This window comes from Capnocytophaga leadbetteri (assembly GCF_003054025.1).
Lineage (GTDB): Bacteria > Bacteroidota > Bacteroidia > Flavobacteriales > Flavobacteriaceae > Capnocytophaga > Capnocytophaga leadbetteri.
Window position 1 is genome coordinate 1 of the sequence record NZ_QBKG01000035.1, and the last position, 1,423, is coordinate 1,423.

Consider the following 1,423-nt stretch of genomic DNA (forward strand, 5'->3'; position numbering starts at 1 on the left):
GGGGTCTTAGGTGTTGCGCCCGTTACCACTCCTATGCTTACTGTGCTAGTGGTGGTCGTTGCAGTACCGATATGGTCGTTGTCAATCACTGAGCTAGTGCTTGTACCTGTGCTAATAGTAAAGGTATCTGGTGTTGCGGTGATCGTTGGGGTGGCTACTGTTACCACTGCTGTTGAAGTAGCGCAGTTGCCTGGGTTCAACTTCTCGCAGATTTGATACACTATACTATAAGTACCTGCTGGGGTGTTATTAGGTACCGTAATAGTACCATCAGTCGTGTTCAGACTTGGCGTGTTTGCCCCTGGGGTCTTAGGTGTTGCGCCCGTTACCACTCCTATGGTTACTGTGCTAGTGGTAGTGGTTGAAGTACCGATATGGTCGTTGTCAATCACTGAGCTAGTGCTTGTACCCGTGGTTATGGTAAAGGTATCTGGTGTTGCGGTGATCGTTGGGGTGGCTACTGTTACCACTGCTGTTGAGGTAGCGCAGTTGCCTGGATTCAACTTCTCGCAGATTTGATACACTATACTATAAGTACCCGCTGGGGTGTTATTAGGTACGGTGATTGTACCATCGGTAGGGTTCAATGTTGGAGTGTTTGCTCCTGGGGTCTTAGGTGTTGCGCCCGTTACCACTCCTATGCTTACTGTGCTGGTGGTGGTCGTTGCAGTGCCTATATGGTCGTTGTCAATCACTGAGCTGGTGCTTGTACCTGTGGTTAGGGTAAAGGTATCTGGCGTTGCGGTGATCGTTGGGGTGGCTACTGTTACCACTGCTGTTGAGGTAGCGCAGTTGCCTGGGTTCAACTTCTCGCAGATTTGATACACTATACTATAAGTACCCGCTGGGGTGTTATTAGGTACCGTAATAGTACCATCAGTCGTGTTTAGACTTGGCGTATTTGCCCCTGGGGTCTTAGGTGTTGCGCCCGTTACCACTCCTATGCTTACTGTGCTAGTGGTAGTGGTTGAAGTGCCGATATGGTCGTTGTCAATCACTGAGCTAGTGCTTGTGCCTGTGGTTATGGTAAAGGTATCTGGCGTTGCGGTGATCGTTGGGGTGGCTACTGTTACCACTGCTGTTGAGGTAGCGCAGTTGCCTGGATTCAACTTCTCGCAAATTTGATACACTATACTATAAGTACCCGCTGGGGTGTTATTAGGTACGGTGATTGTACCATCAGTCGTGTTCAGACTTGGCGTATTTGCCCCTGGGGTCTTAGGTGTTGCGCCCGTTACCACTCCTATGCTTACTGTGCTGGTGGTGGTCGTTGCAGTACCGATATGGTCGTTGGCAATCACTGAGCTAGTGCTTGTACCCGTGGTTATGGTAAAGGTATCTGGCGTTGCGGTGATCGTTGGGGTGGCTACTGTTACCACTGCTGTTGAGGTAGCACAGTTGCCTGGGTTCAACTTCTCGCAAA

At 50.0% G+C, this 1,423-nt stretch carries 1 pseudogene; it reads right to left on the reverse strand.

The features are described from left to right. Positions 1-1,423, reverse strand: a pseudogene (locus tag C8P65_RS11950) (gliding motility-associated C-terminal domain-containing protein); the annotation flags it as partial.